The organism is Sporosarcina sp. 179-K 3D1 HS (assembly GCF_047228905.1).
Classification (GTDB): domain Bacteria; phylum Bacillota; class Bacilli; order Bacillales_A; family Planococcaceae; genus Sporosarcina.
Map to the genome: position 1 here is coordinate 1 of NZ_JBFEGI010000016.1, position 22670 is coordinate 22670.

The 22670-nt window shown below is 46.3% G+C and carries 23 protein-coding genes; 4 read left to right on the forward strand and 19 right to left on the reverse strand.

All coding sequences use genetic code 11. The features are described 5' to 3' along the window. Positions 1-331: 331 nt before the first annotated feature. The 18 genes from AB1K83_RS16330 to AB1K83_RS16415 form a co-directional block, all read right to left on the reverse strand. Positions 332-589, reverse strand: coding sequence for an HPr family phosphocarrier protein (locus AB1K83_RS16330; protein ID WP_413059285.1), 258 nt, complete (start codon positions 587-589; stop codon positions 332-334). A gap of 34 nt (positions 590-623) precedes the next feature. After that, complete coding sequence (whiA, locus tag AB1K83_RS16335; RefSeq protein ID WP_413059286.1) at positions 624-1571, reverse strand: DNA-binding protein WhiA; 948 nt, start codon at positions 1569-1571, stop codon at positions 624-626. A 42-nt stretch (positions 1572-1613) separates the two neighbouring features. Next, positions 1614-2570 (reverse strand): gluconeogenesis factor YvcK family protein, encoded by a 957-nt coding sequence (locus tag AB1K83_RS16340; RefSeq protein WP_413059287.1) that lies wholly within the window; start codon positions 2568-2570, stop codon positions 1614-1616. A 4-nt stretch (positions 2571-2574) separates the two neighbouring features. Beyond that, entirely contained in the window at positions 2575-3465 is an 891-nt protein-coding gene (gene rapZ, locus AB1K83_RS16345) for an RNase adapter RapZ (RefSeq protein WP_413059288.1), read from the reverse strand. After that, on the reverse strand, positions 3462-3941 hold the full coding sequence (locus AB1K83_RS16350) for an NUDIX hydrolase (protein ID WP_413059289.1): 480 nt from the start codon (positions 3939-3941) through the stop codon (positions 3462-3464). The genes rapZ and AB1K83_RS16350 overlap by 4 nt, the downstream gene beginning before the upstream one ends. Before the next feature lie 222 nt (positions 3942-4163). After that, complete coding sequence (trxB, locus tag AB1K83_RS16355; protein WP_413059290.1) at positions 4164-5117, reverse strand: thioredoxin-disulfide reductase; 954 nt, start codon at positions 5115-5117, stop codon at positions 4164-4166. Positions 5118-5212: 95 nt separating this feature from the next. Then, entirely contained in the window at positions 5213-6736 is a 1524-nt protein-coding gene (locus tag AB1K83_RS16360) for a tetratricopeptide repeat protein (protein ID WP_413059291.1), read from the reverse strand. A 95-nt stretch (positions 6737-6831) separates the two neighbouring features. Then, a complete protein-coding gene (locus AB1K83_RS16365; RefSeq protein WP_413059292.1) occupies positions 6832-7362 on the reverse strand; it encodes an acyltransferase in 531 nt (176 codons plus the stop codon). After that, the gene (gene ppaX / locus AB1K83_RS16370; protein WP_413059293.1) at positions 7359-8012 is read right to left on the reverse strand and encodes a pyrophosphatase PpaX; all 654 of its coding nucleotides are present in this window, start codon (positions 8010-8012) and stop codon (positions 7359-7361) included. Before ppaX ends, AB1K83_RS16365 begins: the two co-directional genes overlap by 4 nt. Continuing rightward, on the reverse strand, positions 8005-8946 hold the full coding sequence (locus AB1K83_RS16375; RefSeq protein WP_413059294.1) for a nucleoside recognition domain-containing protein: 942 nt from the start codon (positions 8944-8946) through the stop codon (positions 8005-8007). The genes ppaX and AB1K83_RS16375 overlap by 8 nt, the downstream gene beginning before the upstream one ends. A gap of 12 nt (positions 8947-8958) precedes the next feature. Further along, a complete protein-coding gene (gene lgt / locus AB1K83_RS16380) occupies positions 8959-9768 on the reverse strand; it encodes a prolipoprotein diacylglyceryl transferase (protein ID WP_413059295.1) in 810 nt (269 codons plus the stop codon). Between the two features lie 3 nt (positions 9769-9771). Then, a complete protein-coding gene (hprK, locus tag AB1K83_RS16385) occupies positions 9772-10716 on the reverse strand; it encodes an HPr(Ser) kinase/phosphatase (protein ID WP_413059296.1) in 945 nt (314 codons plus the stop codon). Between the two features lie 486 nt (positions 10717-11202). After that, entirely contained in the window at positions 11203-12360 is a 1158-nt protein-coding gene (locus AB1K83_RS16390) for a DUF4097 family beta strand repeat-containing protein (RefSeq protein WP_413059297.1), read from the reverse strand. Between the two features lie 79 nt (positions 12361-12439). Beyond that, positions 12440-15313, reverse strand: coding sequence for an excinuclease ABC subunit UvrA (gene uvrA / locus AB1K83_RS16395; RefSeq protein WP_413059298.1), 2874 nt, complete (start codon positions 15311-15313; stop codon positions 12440-12442). Between the two features lie 7 nt (positions 15314-15320). Further along, positions 15321-17306, reverse strand: a complete 1986-nt coding sequence (gene uvrB / locus AB1K83_RS16400) for an excinuclease ABC subunit UvrB (RefSeq protein WP_413059299.1) — start codon at positions 17304-17306, stop codon at positions 15321-15323. Positions 17307-17465: 159 nt separating this feature from the next. Next, positions 17466-17702 (reverse strand): IDEAL domain-containing protein, encoded by a 237-nt coding sequence (locus tag AB1K83_RS16405; protein ID WP_413059300.1) that lies wholly within the window; start codon positions 17700-17702, stop codon positions 17466-17468. Positions 17703-17837: 135 nt separating this feature from the next. Next, positions 17838-19049, reverse strand: coding sequence for an ABC transporter permease (locus AB1K83_RS16410; protein WP_413059301.1), 1212 nt, complete (start codon positions 19047-19049; stop codon positions 17838-17840). Beyond that, complete coding sequence (locus AB1K83_RS16415; RefSeq protein WP_413059302.1) at positions 19033-19782, reverse strand: ABC transporter ATP-binding protein; 750 nt, start codon at positions 19780-19782, stop codon at positions 19033-19035. Before AB1K83_RS16415 ends, AB1K83_RS16410 begins: the two co-directional genes overlap by 17 nt. Positions 19783-20015: 233 nt before the next feature. On the opposite strand from AB1K83_RS16415, the gene AB1K83_RS16420 reads away from it, so the two are divergent. The 4 genes from AB1K83_RS16420 (at position 20016) to AB1K83_RS16435 (ending at position 22204) form a co-directional block, all read left to right on the forward strand. Then, the gene (locus AB1K83_RS16420; protein WP_413059303.1) at positions 20016-20540 is read left to right on the forward strand and encodes a tryptophan transporter; all 525 of its coding nucleotides are present in this window, start codon (positions 20016-20018) and stop codon (positions 20538-20540) included. Between the two features lie 143 nt (positions 20541-20683). Further along, complete coding sequence (locus AB1K83_RS16425) at positions 20684-21046, forward strand: YtxH domain-containing protein (RefSeq protein ID WP_413059304.1); 363 nt, start codon at positions 20684-20686, stop codon at positions 21044-21046. Between the two features lie 180 nt (positions 21047-21226). Then, on the forward strand, positions 21227-21802 hold the full coding sequence (locus tag AB1K83_RS16430) for an HTH-type transcriptional regulator Hpr (RefSeq protein WP_413059305.1): 576 nt from the start codon (positions 21227-21229) through the stop codon (positions 21800-21802). A 210-nt stretch (positions 21803-22012) separates the two neighbouring features. Continuing rightward, positions 22013-22204 (forward strand): hypothetical protein, encoded by a 192-nt coding sequence (locus AB1K83_RS16435; protein ID WP_413059306.1) that lies wholly within the window; start codon positions 22013-22015, stop codon positions 22202-22204. A gap of 141 nt (positions 22205-22345) precedes the next feature. Here the strand turns inward: AB1K83_RS16435 and AB1K83_RS16440 are convergent, their stop codons facing one another. Continuing rightward, the gene (locus AB1K83_RS16440; RefSeq protein ID WP_413059307.1) at positions 22346-22438 is read right to left on the reverse strand and encodes a YjcZ family sporulation protein; all 93 of its coding nucleotides are present in this window, start codon (positions 22436-22438) and stop codon (positions 22346-22348) included. Positions 22439-22670: the final 232 nt, after the last annotated feature.

Below are 22670 nucleotides of genomic sequence, written 5' to 3' on the forward strand. Positions count from 1 at the left end.
AGTTATAAGCGCTGCAGCCGAAGTATGAGCGGTCCTCAATAGTTATAAGCGCTGCAGCCGAAGTATGAGCGGTCCTCAATAGTTATAAGCGCTGCAGCCGAAGTATGAGCGGTCCTCCAGAGTTATAAGCGCCGCAGCAGAAGTATGGGCGGTTCTCAATAGTTATGAGCGCTTCAGCAGAAGTATGAGCGGTCCTCAATAGTTATAAGCGCTTGAGCAAAAGTATGAGCGATTACCCGAAATTATGGTCGTTGCAGCAAAATGTGGGGGGTTCTAAGGAAAACAAAAACCGTTCCCTATTGTACAGCAACGGTAACGGTTTCAGTTTCTTCTAGTTTTCATTTTCAACAAGGGCGACGAGGGCATCTAGTGCCTGTTCCTCATCGACCCCTTCGGCAATCAAAGTAATCGTCGTATTACGGGCAATCGCAAGACTCATAATGCCCATGATACTTTTCGCATTTACCTGACGTTCCTCTTTCTTCAGGAAGATATCTGATGTATACCGGTTCGCCTCTTGGACGAATTGGGCCGCTTGCCGTGCCTGCAGCCCTGTTTTCATTTTCACTTCAACTGTCCGTTCCGCCATGACTGACCAACTCCTCTCATTTTCGGCAACTGGTTTAAACGCTGCCAATTCCCCCGCTACGGAGATTTTCCGCAATTTCTTCGATTTTTCGTAGTCGGTGATTGACACCGGATTTACTCACTTTACCACCCGAAACCAATTCACCCAATTCTTTCAGAGTAATATCTTGGTTTTCTACTCGCAACCGGGCGATCTCTTGCAAACGGTCAGGCAATTGATCCAACCCGATCGTATTTTGGATGAATTTAATATTCTCCACTTGCCGTTGCGCAGCCCCGATTGTCTTATTCAAATTGGCCGTTTCGCAATTGACCAAGCGATTGACGCTATTGCGCATATCCCTGACGATACGGACGTCTTCGAATTTCATCAAAGAGACGTGTGCGCCTACAATACTTAGGAAATCCGAGATTTTCTCGGCTTCCTTCAAATAGGCGATATATCCCTTTTTGCGTTCTATCGACTTAGCATTCAAATGGAATTTATTCATCAATTCCACGAGCGATTCACTATGCTCTTTATAAATGGATGATATTTCAAGATGGTATGATGACGTCTCAGGGTTATTGATTGAGCCACCCGCCAAAAATGCGCCACGCAGATACGCCCGCTGGCAACATTTCTTTTTGATCAACGGCTTTGGAATTTCGTTTTCAAATTGAAACGTCCCTTTGACGATTTGCAAATCTTCCAGCAGGGGTTTGGCCCCATCTCTTACTCGGCAAATATACACGTTATTTTTCTTCAACCGCATTTTTTTCCTGACGAGCAACTCTACTTTATAAGGATATAACCTTCTTAAATTCGTGTAAAGACGTCTGGCAATGGCAGCATTTTCCGTCTGCACATCCAGGCTCAGCTGTTTATTGGAAAAGGACAAGACCCCGTTCATGCGAATAAAAGCGGCCACTTCGGATTTCACACAGCAATCATCCGATTCGATTTGTGTCAATTCTTTTTTTGTTTCTGAAGCAAAAGACATGATGCTCCCCCCTTCCCGGCGATAATCACGTCTAACCCGACTCTATCCCGTTTTCTCTATATATTCCATCAGCCAGTCGGCCACTTTCTGTGCATCATGAAAGACACTTTCCCCCACGACAATTGCAATATCCTTGACCACGATTTCCGGGACTAGCTTTTGCAAAGCTTCCAGATCATTTTCAACAGGCCATGACGCTTTTCCTTTCACTTGCCTTGAAAAATCCGAGCCATTTAACAATACGGTGTCGATGAACGCTTGCCCTGTATGATCATATAATGCTTGCACATGTTCCGAAGCAGTGTAGCGGTACGTTTCGCCCGCTTGGGTGCTTAGATTGCTAATATACACCTTTTTAGCCCTAGATGACAAGACTGCATCCCGTATATCCCGGACGAGCAAGGTCGGCAAGATGCTCGTATAGAGACTGCCGGGCCCCACGACGATCAAGTCCGCCGCTTGGATCATTTCCAATGTCTTGGCCAAGGGAGCCACTTCTTGGGGTGAAACATACACTCTCCTTATTTTACGGCCATACACCGGGATTTTAGACTCTCCCGTAACAATTGTGCCATCCTCCAGCTCCGCATGCAAGGTGATCCTTTGATTGGCCGCGGGTAATACTCTTCCTTTAATGTTGAGAACCCGGCTCATTTTCTCGACAGCACTTGCAAAATCTCCCGTGATGTCGGTCAGCGCGGCTATCATCAAGTTTCCAAGCGAATGCCCCTTTAAGCCCTCCGCGGTCTGGAATCGGTACTGGAACATTTGCTCAATAAGGGGCTCTACATCTGAAAGCGCTGCCAAGACATTACGGATATCCCCGGGTGGCGGGATATCATACTGATCTAATAATCTGCCGGAGCTGCCTCCGTCATCCGCTACTGTGACAACCGCTGTCAAATCGACAGGGTGGCGTTTCAAGCCGCGGAGCAATGTCGATAATCCGGTCCCGCCTCCGAATACGACAATCCTTTTCCCGATACCGGATGGGAACATGGCGTCAATCCTTTCTCTTCTCTATATCGCGATGCGTGATAATGCTCCGGTATTCATCCTTGAAACGCTCTCCAAAATATTCAGCGAGTGTTACGGACCGATGTTGGCCACCTGTACAGCCGAACGCAATAACCACTTGCGATTTTCCTTCATTTTTATATTGCGGAATTAAAAACTTGAATAAGTCAGTTAGTTTTTCAATGAGCATCTGGGTGTCCCCCCACTTTAACACGTAGTCGGAGACCTCTTTTTGAAGGCCGGTTTTCGGCTTCAATTCTTGGATATAAAAAGGGTTTGGCAAAAAGCGTACATCAAAGACGACGTCCGCATCAATCGGCATTCCATGTTTGAACCCGAAGGAGATGAAGTTTACTGTAAATCCGGTTTCGCCTTTCTTGGAGAATTCCGCAATGATTTTTTCACGCAGCTCCCTTGGTTTCAACGTGGACGTATTGTAAATCGATCGGGCACGGCCTTTCATTTCGGACAATAATAGCCGTTCTTTCCGAATGCCTTCCAGTGGCAGACCGCCTTCGGATAGTGGATGGGATCTTCTTGTTTCCTTATAGCGTCGCACAAGCGTTTCGTCATCTGCATCCAAGAACAGAATTTGAGTAGAAACGTCTTCCATATGTAGTAGGCCATCCAATGCCCCAAGCAGCGAATCGAATAGATCCCCGCCACGTGTATCCATGACAGCGGCAATCCGGCGCATCCGATTCTCCGATTTCATCATCAAATCCAAAAATGTCACGAGTAGTTCGGGAGGCAAATTATCGATACAATAAAACCCGAGATCTTCGAAGCTTTGCATCGCTACTGTTTTACCCGCCCCTGACATTCCGGTGATGATCACCAATTCCATTTCATGCTTCGGCATTTCATTTTCCGTCATTGCTCGATACCCTCCACAGATTTCTGAATACTTTCTTTCAACAATTCAAATTGTTCGGTGTAATGGAAAGTTCCATATTGCATACCACATTCGGAAACCGCAAATAGAAGATTCGTCCGATCGCCCTCGGCCATCGGCAAAGTCTGCAGACTCTCCACCGGATGCCACTCGAGCACGCCTTCCCGATTTGTTTCATATGGAGTCCCAACCAGGTCATGTGCGATAAATGTAAAAAGCATCCATTCATCAATCGGATGGCCCGACTCATCATGTATCACCATCGTGTAGGCACCTTTCAAGTGAGGGTCGACAGGCACTGTACCCGTCTCTTCCGAAAACTCCCGTATTGCCGCCTCATAAACGGACTCGCCCGCATCCAATTTCCCGCCAGGTGCCACATACCAGTCACGGCGTGGTTTTTTCAATAATAAAACTTGATCATCTTTTAGGACAAGTAAATTGGCAATCCTCTGCATGTATACATCCCCACTTTTCTCGCGCTTAGTAATATTATACAACGGAATGAATAAAAAAGATAAAAAGAAGGCCACCTCCCGGAGAAGCCGGAAGGTAGCCTTAAAATAATTTCTATATCAAAAGGGGGGTCAATTGATACTTTTAGTATAACCTTTCCGTGTTGCATTACTGTTACAACAACATTAAGGATATATTAAATACTTCCATCGCCCGAGAAATGGTTACTTGACCTTCGAAGCGGTTTTCTCTTTCACTTCTTCAACATATTTCTGGACAGCTTGAGCAGCAATACTGCCGTCACCTGTCGCTGTCACGATTTGACGAAGCAATTTTTCTCGGACATCGCCTGCCGCGTAGATTCCCGGGACGGCTGTTTCCATAATTTCATTCGTCTCGATATACCCGTTTTCATCCAGAATTCCTAAAGCCGAGAATGGAGCTGTTAATGGGTCCATTCCAATGTAGACGAACATTCCGTCTGTTTCGAATTCCCGCTCCGACCCGTCTACTGTGGAAACGAGTGTGACGGAACCGACCTTCCCATCTTTTTCGTTCACTTTCTTGACAGTCGTATTCCAGATGAAATCGATTTTTTCATTGGCGAATGCACGGTCTTGCAGGATTTTTTGGGCACGCAATTCATCACGTCGGTGAATGATGGTCACTTTGTTTGCAAATCGAGTTAAGTAAGCGCCCTCTTCCACTGCAGAGTCACCTCCGCCGACGACGATAATATCTTTGTTCCGGAAGAAAGCCCCATCACAAACCGCACAGTAGCTTACCCCACGTCCCGTGAGTTCAGCTTCCCCTGGAATGCCCATTTTCCGATATTCCGCGCCTGTTGTAATAATAATCGCGTGGGCTTTGTATTCCGTATCCCCCACTTTGACGGTTTTGTATTCTCCTCCGTCAATGACTTCCGTCACATCGCCGTAAGCATATTCTGCTCCGAATTTCTTGGCATGTTCGAACATTTTAGTCGAAAGATCGGGTCCTAGAATATGATCAAACCCCGGATAGTTTTCAATATCTTCCGTGTTCGCCATTTGGCCGCCCGGCATGCCCCGTTCCAACATCAATGTCGAAAGGTTTGCTCGGGATGTATATACAGCTGCCGTCATTCCCGCCGGACCAGCTCCAATAATAATGACATCATACGTTTTTTCGGTTGCCATGTGAATTCCTCCCCCACATCATCTACACAAATCGTAAAGTATTCTGTCTACCTCTTCAACATTTATGCCTGATAGAAGTAGTCCGATCGGTCGACTTACGAGTCATAAATGGGGAGGAATTCCATGAGTTGGCCAACGTATTTCGTCAAGGTCGGTACGGAGATCCCGTACTTTTGCGCAAGCGCCTTCTTCGTCACGGCGGTGTACCGGGAAGATTGGAACATATAATCCGCTGCCGCTGCCAAAGCGGTCGGATTGGCAAATGGATAGGATTTAATTAAAGCCGATTCACACAAAGCGAACCACATTTGGAACAGATGCGTCCCTTGTTTATTCAAAGGCCTGTATTCTTCGTAGAGCAGGTCGGTCGTTTGAAGCGCCCGAAGAAATGACTCATCCAATTGATCTAACGGAACCAATTCATAATCGAGGCTGGTCGCCAAGAAGAGCCGTTCTATTTCGCTTAACTCAGAAACATTGATATAAGAGGGATGAGAGATGATTTCTTGCTTATGCCCCGACTTGCCAAGCAAATAAAAACCGAACATCCGCTCACTTCGATAGTTGTTCTGGATTTTGTTCAATAAAAAACCGCGGTCTTGTTCGTAGGAATCCGCCGGAATGTCACTTTGTACATCCCGCCAAGGTTCATACCCCGCTTTCGTCGGGTCGATCTCCACCAGTTTGGCATATGCTTCTTTCGCGACCGTCTCTTGACCGGAGAAATAAGCTGCATGGGAGAGCCAGAAATAATAACCGGCATCCCCGTCGAAGCCGCGTTTTTGTAAGCTTCGTAACCAGTGATAGGCCTCTTTATGCCTGCCAATCAAGGCAAAGGTGGCGCCCAATTTATATCGATGTTCTATTTGATACGGTTTGATTTTCAAGAGGAGTTCCAGCAAAGATTCCAACTCTTCCTCTTTTTTCTCATAATAGTAGAACACAGCTAAATTACAAAGTGCGTGGATATTCCCTTTATTACGCTCCAACACCTCATGCAGGAGGCTTCGGGCCATCTCCGTCTCGCCGATATAGAAATAAGCGAGCGCCAAGTTATTATAAGCCGCCCAAAACTCAGGATAATCCACAATAATGGATTCCAAGTAATGGACGGCCCCCTTGAAGTCACCGGACTCCATTAGCCGCCGCGCCTTCTCCTGAAGAAAATACACTTCCCCATCCGGCATTTCCTCGTCATCGTAAAACGCTTCCTCTTGCTCCGCGAAATCAATGATCTCCATCGCTTCATCTGCAAAAGCACCATCCGGAATGAGAGAGATATACTGTTCTGCGTATTTTTTGGCATCCCGCAACAAGCCTAAATGCGCATGGACTTCAGCCAAGTAAAAGACGACCTCTTCTTCAGATGGATCTAGGGTATGGGCTTTGATCAGCAACTCATGCGCTTCCTCAAACTGCCCTTCTTCCATCAAGAGGACGCCGTACTGCATTAAAATCAAGGGATCATTAGGGCTCAGTTCTGTCGCCCGCATTAAGTATTTGCGTGCATCGTCAAAACGGTCACGCTGCATCGCTTGAATCGCCTTATGATAATAAAATTCACCGTCTGGTATGAATGAAATGACTTTCTTGTCCTGTATCTTGCGTTTTTTATCCAATCAAGGAACCCCCGAAAAAATAAGAAGGAACGTGCAATGCGTTCCTTCTCGTACTTCTCCCCATTATATCATATCTTCCACTTGTCCATGACAAATTACTGTGCATCAGGAAAACTATCTTTTTGACGAAGCTGCATTTCTTCTTTCGTAAAAATGATTTTCACCGGATTCCCTCCAGCAAACACTCCTGGTGGAATGTCGCTGTTCACCAAGGAGGCGGCCGATACAATGGCCCCGTCGCCGATTTTAACTCCGGGAAGTATGGTTGTATTCGCCCCGATGAGGACATTATCGCCAATGATGACATCGCCAATCCGATACTCATCGATCAAATATTCATGAGCCAGAATAGTTGTATTAAAACCGATGATCGAATTATCCCCGACTTGGATGCGCTCCGGGAACATGATATCCGGCATGACCATAAGAGCAAACGACGTTTTCTGCCCGACTTTCATTTTCAAGAAGGTACGATACAAGAAATTCTTGACCGGCAAGAATGGAGTATATCTCGCCAGCTGGATGACGATAAAGTTCTTTGCCACTTTCAGGAAGGAAACCGTTTTATAAATATGCCAGAGTGAGTTTGCCCCATGTTTCGCCGGATGTCTTTCCGTTCGTCTCACGCGCCTTCTCCTTTTATGATCTCCAGCAGATCGGAGAGGTGATGCAACATATAATCAGGTTGCAATGATGCCAAAAACGGTTCCCCTTTGATGGACCAGGCGACGCCGGCAGTCCGGACCCGGGCATTTTTACCACCTTCGATATCATGGCTATTATCGCCAATCATTAGAGCTTCCTCTTTTGTCGACCCCACATTGGAGAGAGCCAATATTATGGGCTCGGGATCCGGTTTCGGATTAGTCACATCATCCAAGCCGACAACTGTATCGAAAATCTCTTCTGCCTCCAGGAGCTTGAGCCCTCTCCAAATCGTTTCATTTCGCTTCGTTGATACGATGGCCATCTTAATACCAGCAGCTTTCAGTCGTTTCAACGTCTCCGACACCCCGTCATATTCTCTGGCCAATTCGTCGTGCATTACATGATTCCACTCCCGATACTCTCGCACCATCTCTTCCGCGCTGTCCGGATCGATACTGTTAAACGAATCAATCAACGGAGGGCCAATAAACATGAGGATATCCTCTCTTGTAAATCTGCCTGGATAACGAGCATTCAACACGTGCTGGAATGACGCGATGATCAGTTCATTTGTATCCAAAAGCGTTCCGTCAAAATCAAATAATAACGTCGTAATCGGTTTAGCCATCTGTCACCGGTACCTCCTTCTTCTGTTGTTCACTCCGTCGCCAGACGGTTGCGACAATGATCGTCAGAACAAATGCCGTAATGAGCCGGATGATCAAAAGTGGCAAAACCGGAATGCCGAGCGGAACGAACAGCAGCGTATCCTCAATGACAGCATGGCACGCGACAAGGAAAATGAACACAAGCGTTGCATCTTTCTTGCTGACTCCATCTTCCTGCACCGCTTGGATCATAATGCCCGCCCCATAAGCAAGGCCGATGACCAAGCCTGCAACAAGTGTCATCGAAGCGTTCGGCTGTACGCCGATCACTCTTGTAAATGGCGCAAGCTTATCAGAGAACTTCTGCAAGTAGTTCAGATCTTTCAAATATTGGACGACAATCATTAGTGGAATGACGATCAACGCAAGTTGCAAAACTCCAAAAGATGCTTTCTGCACCCCTACCATAACTATCTCCATCCAACCGTCGGGGATCGTCTCCACTTTCGGTGCCATGCCATATTTCGCCGTTTCATTTCCACCTTGCCAGAGTAAGTTGATAATAATTCCGGATAGAGCGGCCAAGCCGTAACGCACGACCAGCACAATCCATAGCTTGACGCCAACTTTCAGGGCGACACCCGTTTCGATGAAAATATTATGGGCAAAGGAAAGCATGACCGCTATGATGAAGACTTCCTTCACAGTTAAATCCAATGACAGGATGCCCGCAATCCCCGCGTATAGATTCAGCGCATTCCCGAGTACCAGTGGAATGGCCGCTTCGCCGCTCAACCCGAAGATTCCCATCAACGGCGAAATCAAGTCAATAATCCACGGCAAGATAGGCGTATGTTGCAAAATGACGACGAGAATGGTGATCGGGAAAATAATCTTTCCTAGCGTCCACGTCGTTTTCAAACCGACTTTCAAACCATTTTTAAACGTTTCCATCCTCGATCCCCCTTATCGATCTCGATAACGAACATCGATTTTCTGAATATATCTTCTTGTGATGAATAAAATGATGGCGATCACAATGGCAATTACGGACACCAGCTGGGCAGCCCGTAGTTCACCTATCACATATAAACTATCCGTGCGCATACCCTCGATGAAAAACCGGCCGAAGGAATACCAGACGAGATAAAAGAGGAACATTTCCCCGCGCTTCAAGTTCACCCTGCGCAATAAAATTAATATGATTAGCCCGACCACATTCCACATCGATTCATACAGAAATGTCGGATGATGTGTGACTCCTTCCACGGTCATCTGCTTCATTATCCAGTCGGGGATAATTGTCGTCTCTAAGAACCTCTCCGACACGGGACCCCCATAGGCCTCCTGGTTGATAAAATTCCCCCAACGGCCGATAATCTGGCCGATGAGCAGACCGGGTGCCGCGATATCCACCACTTTCCAAAAAGAAACGCCCCGTTTTTTCGTATAGAAGTACGTCGTGAGAAAGGCACCAATCAATGCGCCATGAATGGCAATGCCGCCTTCCCAAATTTGGATGATTTGGCCGGGATGATCCTTATAGTAATCCCATGAAAAGACGACATAATAAATCCTTGCACAAAGGATGGAAATCGGAACGGCCCAAATGAGTAGATCCGTCAAAAAATCTTTATGCATACCCCGCTTCACCATTTCACGCTGCACGACAAGATAGGCAAGAACGATACCGGACACGATCAGGATGCCATACCAACGAACAGGAAAAGGGCCGAGAGAGAAAGCGACTGGATTGATTTCAAGTAAATTGAACATGAATTAATCGTTCCCCTCTTCCAAATCCGATTGATGGCCGATCGCTGCATCGAGTCGCTCCGAAAACTGCTCAGCGGCGTTGACACCGAGCCGCTTCATCCGGTGATTCATGGCAGCCACCTCAATAATGACCGATAAATTCCGACCAGGACGGACTGGCACTGTCATTTTAATCACTTCGGAATCCATGATTTTGATCTTCTCATCTTCAATGCCCAGTCGGTCGTATTTTTTCTCAGGATCCCAAATTTCCAGATCAATGACAATGAGAATCCGTTTATCGATCCGTACCGACCCCGCACCGAACAAAGTCATCATATCGATAATGCCGACACCCCGGATTTCCAGCATATGTTCCAGTAACTTAGGGGCATTGCCGATCAATACGTTTTTAGACACTTCCCGGATTTCCACTAGGTCGTCCGCTACGAGACGGTGGCCCCGCTTGACCAACTCAAGGGCGGTCTCACTTTTTCCGACTCCGCTTTTTCCGGTAATCAAAATACCGACGCCATACACATCAACGAGCACCCCGTGGACAGCAATCATCGGAGCCAATCGGCCTTCCAAATAATTCGTCAGCATGCCCGCAAATTTAGTAGTCGGCGTTTCCGTCTGTAAGACTGGAATCTTCGCCCGGCCCGCGGCAACCCTCAATTCGTCGGGCACTTCCACTCCATGTGCCACGACGAAGGCCGGCGTTTCTGGAGAACAGAGTCGATCCATCCGATCGATCCGCTCCGCTTCCGACAATTCTGCAAAAAAATACAACTCGGTTTTCCCGAGAACTTGGATCCGCTTCGCATTATAAAAATCGAAAAAACCGGCCATCTCCAAGCCCGGCCGAGAAATATCGCTAGTTGTGACCCGCTTTTGAATGTTCTCCTCCCCGACGCTTAGCGTCAAGCCAAATCGGTCTTGAACATCCTTCACTGTTATAGAAGACATGGAATCCCATTCCTCCCCCTTTTCCCTAATTTCAGATAACACCTAAAAACCATTTTACCACGTATAGATTTCGAATGAAAAGATTCGCCCGCTAATCGCTTCGCGTCAACGTTTACACAGAATGCTCCTTTCTCCGGAGAAACGATCATAACTTTCTACTACCGCTCATATTTCCGCGCAAGCGATCAAAACTCCAGAGAACCGATCATACTCCCACGCAACCGATCATAACTCTAGATAACCGCTCATACTCCCACGCAAGCGATCATAACTCCAGAGAACCGCTCATACTCCCACGCAACCGATCATAACTTCCTACAACCGCTCATACTCTCACGCAAGCGATCATAACTTTCCACAATCGCTCATACTCCCGCGCAACCGCCCATATCCCCCGAAAAGCATTCGCCACGCATGCCACCATTTCCCTTTCAACAAAAAAAAGAGCGGAATTTTGCAATTCCGCCCCCGTTATCATAAACTGACTCATTCATGCTTGGCATTGTAGCAGACGAGGACTGAACCCGTCTTCGCTTCACCCGAAATATGAAGCGGAGCCGAAGTACCAGTCCCTTCCTTCTTAAATCGAATGGATTTATGGAAAAGCTGCTCCTGTTCCACTGTCCGATCAATATCTTTCAGTTGTAAGTCCAACCGCCCCATGCTGGAACTAACTTCGCCAGTCAAACCGATATCGGAAGGAATGTAGATTTCGATCGAGCCGCTCATCGATTTCGCTTCAATTCTTTGCGCCTCGCTATCAGTTGTCGTTACTACAACGTGCCCATTGAGCGATTGGGCTTCCACCTCTTTTATCGCTCCGTCGATATAAACGCGACCGTTCAATGTTTCTGCCTCTAATTTGGTTCCGGAAACCCCATTCAAATGAATGGAGCCATTGGCGGTTTCCAAGTCGGCTTCCTGGAATGCGATACCGGACATTTCCACTTTCCCATTCCCTGTCTTAATACGGAGCGTTTTGGCATGAAGATCCTGTAATGTGAAGGATCCATTTAGTAACTTTGCGGCTATGACATCATACTCATTTGCCGGAATTTGTAAGTCGACATTTACCTGTGTCATTTTCAGATCACTCATGATCCGTAGTTTGCCATGGTCATTCAGGAATATTAACTTGTCAAGGAAATCTTGTTTTGCCGTTTCCTCGGATTCACTGTTATATGTTTTCACATGAAATTCCGCTTGAACCTCATCGGTAGTGCTACGAGTCACCGCCACTTTTCCATTGTCGATATCTAAGACAATTTCCTTAATTCCCGTAGATGGCATACTCATCGAATGGGTGAACATTACAGCATTGCCAAACGGCGTATCAAAATCAAATGATTTCACTTTGTGGACAGCGGTTTGCATGAACTGCATGAAACGGTCGCTGACATTCGTAAAATCTCGTCTTAAATCTTCCAAGAAATCGTCGACCGTATGCCCTTTGCGATACGGCCCACCCTTCTCTTCTTCAAACGGAGATGGTTCTTCAACATGTTCCGCCGATGTATAATCATCGCGAGCCGGTTTCGTCTCATTTTGAGATTGGCCTAATTTTTCTAGAAGTGTCAGTGCTTCGTCCGTTGTGATCGTTCCGTTTTCCAGCATGGCCAAAATACGTTTCCGTTCATTTTGCATGATTACGCCTCCTATTGTTCAATGCTTGGAAATAGTCCATTTCCATTATTTATATATACGAATCGATGCAAGAAAGGTTTCACTTCGCGGCTTTTTCTGCTTCTTCCATAAGGACGTTCATTCGCTCCCGTTCCCGTTCAAGAATTGGTTTCAAATAACGGCCTGTATAGGAACGTTCCACCTCTGCGACCATTTCGGGAGTGCCTGTCGCAATAATTTGACCGCCTTTGTCCCCACCTTCCGGGCCAAGGTCGATAATATGATCGACGGTTTTGATGACATCCAGATTGTGTTCGATGACGAGGACCGTGTTTCCTGAATCGACCAATCGTTGCAAGACGGTCAGAAGCTTGGCGATATCATGGACGTGGAGCCCCGTTGTCGGTTCATCCAGAATATAGAAGGATTTTCCATTGGAGCGCTTATGCAGTTCGGATGCCAATTTCACCCGCTGCGCTTCCCCTCCGGATAAAGTCGTGGCCGGCTGACCCAATTGGACATAACCAAGTCCTACATCGACAATCGTTTGGAGTTTCCGGCTGATCTTCGGAATATTTTCAAAGAATTGCAAAGCATCTTCTACTGTCATGGCTAGGACATCCGCAATATTTTTCCCTTTATACGTGACTTCCAATGTCTCGCGGTTATACCGTTTCCCATGGCATACTTCACATGGAACGTAGACGTCTGGCAGGAAGTGCATTTCAATCTTGATAATGCCGTCCCCCCGGCAAGCTTCACAGCGTCCGCCTTTCACATTGAAGCTGAACCGGCCTTTTTTATAGCCACGTACTTTTGCTTCATTGGTCGCCGCATACACATCACGGATGTCGTCAAAAACCCCTGTATACGTCGCCGGATTCGATCGCGGCGTCCTGCCGATCGGCGATTGGTCGATGTCGATAACTTTTTCCAGTTCCTCAAGGCCCGAGACCGACTTGTATTGACCGGGCTTCTGTTTGGAACGGTTCAGCTTTTGCGCCAGCACTTTATGCAGGACTTCATTGACCAATGTACTTTTACCGGAACCGGATACTCCCGTCACGGCAATGAATTGCCCGAGTGGGAACTCAGCATCTACCTCTTTCAAGTTGTTTTCGGAGGCCCCTGTTATCGTAACTTTCCGGCCATCCTTCTCTCTTCGTTCCATTGGCAGTGGAATGAACAGCTTGCCGCTCAAATATTGGCCTGTCAAGGAAGCCGGATCTTCCATGACTTCTGCAGGCGTACCGGCAGAGACGATTTGTCCTCCGGCAACGCCGGCTCCTGGTCCGATATCAATTAAATAATCGGCCGCCATCATCGTATCATCATCATGCTCCACGACAATCAATGTATTGCCGATATCGCGCATATTTTTCAAGGTGCCGATGAGCCTGTCGTTATCACGTTGATGAAGGCCGATGGATGGTTCATCCAAAATGTAGAGGACGCCGGTCAATCGGGAGCCGATCTGCGTAGCCAGACGGATCCGCTGTGCTTCTCCGCCTGATAATGTGCCGGCAGCCCGTGATAAAGTCAAATAGTCGAGTCCGACATTGATCAAGAACCCAAGTCTTTCATCAATCTCCCGTAAGATTAATTTTGCAATTTGCGCATCTTTTTCAGATAGTTGAAGACCTTTGAAAAACCGATCCGCTTCCACAATGGATAACTCCGTCACTTGCCCGATATGGACATCGTTCACCTTCACCGCCAACGTTTCTTCTTTCAGACGATAGCCATGGCACGTCGGACAAGGCCGCTGCGCCATGTACTTCTCCATCTGCTCCCGAATATAATCAGAGGATGTCTCTTTATAGCGCCGGGCGACATTGGCCAGCACTCCTTCAAAGTAAATATTATTATCCCGGGTACCCCCGAACTCATTCGTATAGCGGAATCGGATTTTTTCATCTTTTGATCCGTATAATATTTTATTGAGCTCATCTTCCGGTAACTCGCTTACCGGGTCATCCATGGAAATCCCGAAATGGTTCGCCACCGTTTTCAGCAATTCGGGATAATACTGCGAACTGGTCGGTTCCCATGGTGCAACGGCATGATCTTTCAACGAGCGGGACGGATCAGGGATGACCAGCTCCGCATCGACCTCTAGCTTCGTTCCCAATCCGTCACACTCCGGACAAGCGCCGAACGGACTGTTGAATGAAAACATCCTTGGTTCCAACTCGCCGATGGAGAACCCACAAAGAGGGCAGGCATGGTGTTCGCTGAACAAAATTTCTTCGCCATCGATCACATCTATTAGTACATTCCCTTCCGCCAGTCGGAGTGCGGACTCGAGCGAATCGCTGAGTCGGGCTTCGATATCCGCTTTGATGACGATCCGGTCAATGACGACTTCAATCGTATGCTTCTTATTTTTATTCAGCTCGATATTATCATCCAAGTCCATTGTTTCCCCATTGACCCGGATACGGACATATCCTTGCTTCTTAATGTCTTCGATCAGTTTGGCATGCGTCCCTTTACGGCCGGAGACAATGGGAGCCAACACTTGGATGCGTGTGCGCTCGGGCAATTCCATCAGGCGATCCACCATTTGCTCCACAGTTTGGGATGAAATCTCAGTTCCATGGATCGGGCAGATCGGCTTGCCGACACGTGCGTATAATAGACGCAAGTAATCATAAATCTCAGTAACGGTTCCAACAGTGGAACGCGGATTCCGGCTTGTTGTCTTCTGATCGATTGAAATCGCCGGGGACAGCCCCTCGATGGCATCCACATCCGGCTTGTCCATTTGACCGAGAAACTGACGTGCATACGCCGATAATGACTCAACGTATCGACGCTGCCCTTCCGCATAGATCGTATCGAATGCAAGTGAAGACTTGCCCGATCCGGATAGCCCCGTCACGACGACAAGTTGGTCCCGTGGGATACGTACGTCAATATTTTTGAGGTTATGTGCCCGCGCGCCCTGTATGACAATCTCTTTATTTTTCATAGTAATCTTACCTTTCCGCTTTCAATTCCAAAATCGTGTCCCGCAACTCGGCAGCACGTTCAAAATCAAGCGCTTTTGCCGCTTCTTTCATCTCGGTTTCCAGTGTGACTAAAAGGGTAGCCTTCTCTTCTTTTGTCAATTTCTTACCTTCTGTCACTTTTTCAATATAAGAAACTGTTTCATCTGCTACTTGTGTTGCACGTATGACATCCCGCACTTCTTTTTGGATCGTTTTCGGAATGATACCATGCTTGTCATTGTGCGCCATTTGGATTTCACGGCGACGTTTCGTTTCTTCGATTGCTTTCGTCATGGAATCGGTCATCCGATCTGCGTACATGATGACATGGCCATTTGCATTCCGCGCTGCGCGTCCGATGGTCTGAATCAATGACCGTTCGGAACGGAGGAAACCTTCCTTATCCGCATCCAGGATGGTGACCAATGACACTTCCGGAATATCCAATCCTTCTCTCAACAAGTTGATGCCGATGAGGACGTCATAGACGCCGAGGCGTAATTCCCGGATAATTTCGATCCGTTCCAGCGTCTTTATCTCCGAATGAAGGTAATTGACTTTAACCCCGACGTCTTTCAAGTAGTCTGTCAGATCCTCGGACATTTTCTTCGTCAACGTCGTGATCAGCACTCGCTCGTTCCTCTCCACTCGCTGTTGGATTTCGTCCAGGAGGTCATCGATCTGACCTTCGATCGGGCGCACTTCGATGACAGGATCTAATAGGCCCGTCGGACGGATGATCTGCTCAACCATTTCTGGAGTATGTTCAATTTCATATGGCCCTGGCGTGGCAGACACAAAGATGGCGCTGTGGATATACCGTTCGAATTCCTCGAACATAAGCGGCCGGTTATCCAATGCGGATGGCAATCGGAAACCATGATCGACCAGCACTTTTTTACGTGCTTGGTCCCCATTGTACATCCCTCGGATTTGCGGCAAGGTCACATGGCTTTCATCTGCTACAAGTAAAAAATCATCTGGAAAATAGTCTAGGAGGGTATAAGGTGTTGCACCAGGCGGGCGCAACGTCAAATGCCTGGAGTAGTTCTCGATCCCGGAACAGAAGCCCATCTCACGCATCATCTCAAGATCGTAGCGTGTCCGTTGCTCCAAACGCTGTGCTTCCAACAGCTTGTCCTGTCCGCGTAAAATCTTCAATTGCTCTTCCAGCTCGATTTCGATGTTTTCAATCGCTTTGACCATCTTCGCTTCACCGGTGACGAAGTGGGAGGCCGGGAAGATCGCGACATGCTCACGTTCCCCCAGGATCTCTCCAGTCAACGCATCCACTTCACGAATGCGATCAATCTCATCCCCGAAAAATTCGATACGGATGCAATGTTCATCTTGCGAAGCCGGCAATAATTCCACGACGTCCCCGCGGACACGGAATGTCCCCCGGGTGAAGTTGACGTCGTTGCGTTCATAAAGGATATCTACAAACCTGCGGAGTAACTCATTTCGTTCGATTTCCATGCCAGGACGTAAGGAAACGACATGGTTCCGGTATTCTTCCGGCGAACCGAGGCCGTAAATGCAAGAGACGGATGCGACAATTAAGACATCATTCCGTTCAAATAAAGAGGATGTCGCCGAGTGACGCAATTTATCAATTTCATCGTTGATGCTCGAGTCTTTCTCAATATAAGTGTCCGTTTGCGGGACATAGGCTTCTGGCTGATAGTAGTCATAAAAACTGACAAAATACTCAACCGCGTTATTCGGGAAGAATTCTTTGAATTCGCTATATAACTGGCCGGCCAATGTTTTATTATGTGCAATGACTAATGTCGGTTTATTAATTTCTTTTACGACGTTGGAAATGGTGAACGTCTTACCTGTACCGGTCGCTCCTAGCAAGGTCTGGTGTTTTTTCCCTTTAGCCAATCCTTCTACGAGACTTGCAATAGCAGAGGGCTGATCGCCTTGCGGTGTATAAGGAGCTTGCAATTCGAATTGACGATTCTTCATAATCTAACACTCCCAAAATAAATTACTTCTATTTTATCATATTCCCTTTTATTGTCCTAATAAAAACGAACATGTGTTTTTCGAGGAATCAATCTCCTTACCAATTCTCCAAAACAAAAACACCGCATGTCCGGCAGACACGCGGTGTTTTGTTGATTTTTATTCATTATCTTTCAATTTGGCAAGGCTTTCCGTGTAGAGACGAAATGCCTCTTCATCCCGACGGTCAAGTGCATCATCAATTAATTGTACGAGTCTTTTTTTCGTTTGCTCCCTGTGAATATGTTTGAGAAACAGATCCATGTAGATTTCATTTAATAATTTTTCCGCTTGGAGCGATGAACTGTTTTTTCCAACGGCTTTCAAGAATTCAGCATACGAATAGTTGTTTTCCATCTCGCTCACCTCTGATGCCTTTTATTTATTATATATAATCTGCACAGTAAGTTGCAAGGTTTTTTTGAATATTCCTTCTTTTGAATCATTTTGTTTAGCCGGAGAATAATTCCACTAGGAACAGGCCATTCCTCCCTATTCCCACTCTTCCTTTTCATGTGTCAATCGTATCGTCGCCTCGGAAACAATGAACATTACGGCTATGATGAGTAGCGGATTCAGTGACAACCCGAAATTTAAGCAAGCCGCCAATCCCACGAACACAATTTGTATCCATTGCACTACTCGGACCAATTTCCGGATAGCTTGCGGACGGGAATCCTCCTTCTCAGGAAACAGCCGATCCATACGGAAATCATCCCCTGCCCGCAAAGCATGAATCAATTGCACGGCAGAAGCGAAGGAAAGCGACCCTACATAAATGAACGAAACAATTGGAAACGGGATGAAGAGAACTCCCACGATGGACAATGCGGTCAGCCTGACCCATAGCCAAAAGATGTCGTCTGTCCGGATGAATGTCCGCACTAATAAGTACGATTGTGGGGCCGGATTGCGGAATCCGGTTTGTCCCATCAGGAATCCTAGCCAACTTCTCCTGCTCACGGAGCCTTTCAAATGGGGGACATCCGTAAAATAATTGGCAAAACGATAAAAGCGCATCATCCGATTTTGCTCCAATGTGATGAAATGCTCGTATGGGAAAGGTTTGGTGTTTTTCCTTTTCCTCCAATATGCCCCATACAAGCTGATGAGGGCCAAGAACCCGACTGCGACAGCAGGAGACGGACCCAGCCAGCAATACAGGTAGAGGGTTGCCAAGATGAACCGGACGAAGCGGTCCTTCCATACACCGTCACCGGCAAAGGTATGCCGGAAAAAATATTCCGTTTCAACGAAAATCCATTTTATAACGACGATGAATACGGCCAGCCATAACAAGACGGTTTTCGAACCCGTACCGGTCGCCGAGAGCAATGGCAGGGCAACAATGTATAAGATCAACGGCAGGGCCAGTTGAGAAAAAACGGTCCAACGTAAAGCCCGTCCAATATAGTTGCCCATCTTTTGCTCAAAAGGCAGGAAAAATACCATATCTGCCGGCTTCAATAGAGTCACTGACGGCGAATAGGCTAATGTAGCTGCAATGACGACCGACGTGAGAAGGACAGCAGGAAAATCGGACGGGACTTCCTTCAACCATTCACTGTACGCATAGCCGCCTGCGCCGATTGAAAACATCAGGACAAGCGCCAAATGCCCTGTAAACACGTATTTTAAGTATTTTTGAAGTTCCGTGACGTAGTGAATGAACCGGCTTGACCAAATTTCACGCAAGCTGTTCATCGTTATTGTCCTCTGTCATCGCAATATACAAATCATCCAAAGTCGCTCCAGGTTGTCCAAATGACTTCCGGAGATCATCCATTGTGCCGGCCGCCCGCACTCGTCCTTCATGCAGCAAGATGATCCGGTCACAATACTTCTCCGCAGTAGATAAGACGTGAGTGGACATGAGAACGGACGCCCCTCCCTCTTTCATCTCCGTCATCTGTTCAAGAAGCGATCGGATTCCAAGCGGATCCAGTCCGACGAAAGGCTCGTCAATTATATAGAGGGAAGGCTCCACGAGGAATGCGCACATGATCATCACTTTCTGGCGCATCCCTTTCGAAAAATGGGCCGGAAACCATTTCAACCTTTTTTCCATCCGAAACTCTTTTAACAACTTCTCCGAACGTGCTTTGAATAAATCCTCATCCAAACCGTATGCCATAGCCGTCAGCTCAAGATGTTCCTGTAACGTCAATTCTTCATATAAAATAGGCGTTTCCGGGATATAAGTGAATGATTTGCGGTACATCTCCGGATTTTCACTGAATGTCACGCCATTCACTTTGATTTCCCCATTATGCGGATTCATCAAACCGATGATATGTTTGATCGTCGTACTTTTCCCCGCGCCGTTCAATCCGATCAGGCCAACAAGCTCGCCTTCTTGTATTTCAAAATTCAAATCATGCAAAACAGGTTTTCTCGTGTAGCCGCCTGTCACATCTTTCAATTCAAGAATTGCCATTTTCATCATCCCTTCATGTTTTTATTCTAACAAAAAGCACGGTAAAATGCCTTGTCCATCGTATGTCGTTTGCATTACAGTATGCGTTTTCGAATTTAATCATGAAAGATATGACGGGAAATGGTTATTGCATTTTTTTTGAAATTGAGGTACGATGGATATAAGTTTTCGCTGTCGATCACGAGGATACGGTAGGAAAACCAAATATAAGTTGAGTTGAGGAGAGATGAGAAGTGAATACAAAAAATTTAGTGTTTATGGCATTGCTAGTTGCTGTCGGTGCTGCTCTTTACCTAGTGATACCGGGTTATAATGGCGGAATGAAGCCGGATTTCATGTTAACGATGATGTTTATCGGAATCCTATTGTTCCCGCAAGCTCGTAACGTATTTTTGCTAGGTGGGACAACGGGTGTCATTTCCGGAATCTTCTCCAGTTTCCCTGGCGGATTCGTACCGAATGTGATTGATAAAATGGTAACAGCTTTTGTCATCTTTGCAATAATTGTCGCCTTTAAGTCCATTGGAAGCAACCTGATCGGCTCTACCGTCCTCGCTGGTCTCGGGACGATTTTATCGGGTACGATCTTCCTATCGATCGCCATTTTCATTCTAGGCGTCGATCTTCCATTCAGCGCACTTTTCCTTACGGTTGTGCTACCAGCAGTGGCTATGAATGGCGTTGCTTTCTTTATCATCTATCCAATTGTGACGTCCTTATTGAAACGGACTTCCATGAAAACAGCAGCAACCAATTAATATGTTATCAAAAGCTTTCCTTTCAAAAGGGAAAGCTTTTTTTAATTGCTCGCGGCAAGGGGAAGTGTTTTAATAAAAGTATAGTAAGGAATACTTTAACTAGATAGACGTTCACTATTAGAAAAGAAGGGACGCGGGAAACGATGAAAACATCAACATTTTTGATAGGGTTGGCAACTGGTGCGGTGGGGGCCGCCATTACTGTCTTATTCTCAACACCTCAATCGGGAAGTGAAATGCGGACTTCCGTCAAGAACGCATCGACGGATATAAAAGAAAAATTTACGGATGTTAAAGAGAAGCTCGACAACTTGAAAGACTCTCTGAGACACCTAAAGAAGGAAGCGAAAGAAACCATTCCCGAAACGGTAGAGGAAATGAAAGATGCTGTTTCCGATTGGCAGCAAGCAACCCTGCCCAACAGAGCAAGGATGGAACAAGAAATCGCTGATATCCAATCGGCCATCGAAGAGCTCGAGCGCTCCATTGCCGCACAACAAAAATAAGAGGAAAAGAGACCTGCGTTAAGAGGTCTCTTTTTGGATTTCCCCCCATTTATCCGAATGCCAGTCACCTACACTATATTTATTATGCTCTAAAAAGTTATTTTTCAATTCCAACTTCTCTCTTTCTTGCTTTCCTGCTATAATAAAATAAGGTTAAGAAAAGAGAAAGAAGGTGTCCTTATGACACATCGTTCATTTCCACAAAAAGAAGCCATGATATTCAGCCAGCGCGTGGCCCAAATGTCCAAAGCGCTTTGGAAAGCGGTGGAAAAGGATTGGCAGCAATGGATCAAACCTTATGACTTGAATATTAATGAACACCATATATTATGGATAGCTTTCCATCTAGACGGTGCCACCATTTCCGACGTAGCCAAGTTTGGGGTCATGCACGTTTCCACAGCTTTTAATTTCTCCAAAAAGCTGGAACAACGGGGCTATTTACAGTTCTACAAAAAAGACGACGATCGGCGGAACACCTACGTTTCGGTGACAGATGAAGGAAAAGAACTGTTGCTGGAAATGAATAAAAATTATTATACTTCCAACCATGGTGTACTGGAAGGCTCCATGCCTATTAAGAATCTTTATGGTAAATTCCCGGAATTTCTGGAAGTGATGTCGGTCCTTCGGAATATTTACGGGGAAGATTTCATGGAAATTTTTGAACGTGGATTTAAAAATATCGAGGATACTTTCAATAAAGAAGAATGGGATGCCATCCCTGAAGAAGCAGGGACTTCTGTGGAGAAATAATTTTTTATTCGGACCGGTTCAATTACCTGCTGCTACGCATTCGGCACAGTGAGAACTTTGTACCTGCCGCTTCGCTTTCGGCACAGCAAAACATTGTACCTGCCGCTTCGCTTTCGGCACAGCAAAACATTGCTCTTTGATGTTATCCAGTTATTTTGATATCATTATCTTGTGATCCATCAGGATTGTCTTGTAGATGGAAGAGGAGGTATGGGTTTGATCCTAATAGCTACCGTGATGTTTTCATTATTTTATCTGTTTCAAATAAATAAAATGACGTATGCTCTTTGTGAGTCTCGGGAAATCCCTGAAGAGAAACAGCCTAAAATTTTCAAAACTGTCAACGTCTTGGTGACAATATTGATCTTGTCCTTTTATGTTGAGGTTTTTTTTAAAGCATGACAAATTGGAAAAGTCCATTCCCATTTCCAGGGAATGGACTTTTTCATTCCGACTCGATCATTCAGTCCGCACCGCATTCAGCAGGGACCTAGTGCTATGATTCAACTGCTGCCTTACCTGAAGGCATAGTAGCTTGTTGGATCAATACAAGTAGGCTGCACCAACAATGATCAGAAGGATGAACAACACGACAATCAACGCGAAGCCCGAAGACCCATGGTTATATCCGCTCATAGGAGCACCCCCTCTCTCTTTGTATCCTATGCACACCGTTCACTCTGTTTTAGGCAGTTCATCCGGTGGAACCTTTTTGTTTTCAAAGCGTTTTTATGGTATAGTGTCTACTGTTCCCAATCAATTACATTTCGCGTAATTGCGGCCGGATTATTAATGTAGCGGGCGATTGAACACCTGCTGAATTTGGTATATACTAACATTCATCCCGACACTTAAAGAAGAACGTGTC